This is a genomic window from Pseudomonas sp. ICMP 8385 (assembly GCF_002699915.1).
GTDB lineage: Bacteria > Pseudomonadota > Gammaproteobacteria > Pseudomonadales > Pseudomonadaceae > Aquipseudomonas > Aquipseudomonas gessardii.
In genome coordinates, this window is record NZ_LKBY01000171.1 from 1 (window position 1) to 205 (window position 205).

The following is a 205-nucleotide window of genomic DNA, read 5'->3' on the forward strand; positions in this document are numbered from 1 at the left end:
TCAATGTACTGAAGATCCAAGGTGGGGGCTGGCTTGCCAGCGATAGCGCTGGGGCAGCCAGCATCCCTCCCAGCCATGCCGCCGCCATCGCAGCCTCGCTGGAGCTCGACAGCTCCCACCTCGATCTTCAGGGTTTGGAGGATTGCATTTCAGCTGCCACCGCAGGATGCATACGGTACTCAATGTACTGAAGATCCAAGGTGGG

At 59.5% G+C, this 205-nt stretch carries 1 protein-coding gene; it reads left to right on the forward strand.

Going from position 1 to position 205, the window contains the following annotated elements; all coding sequences use genetic code 11:
* On the forward strand, positions 1-191 hold a 191-nt coding region (locus AO268_RS32975; RefSeq protein WP_218927900.1), incomplete at its 5' end, for a hypothetical protein.
* Between the last annotated feature and the right edge of the window lie 14 nt (positions 192-205).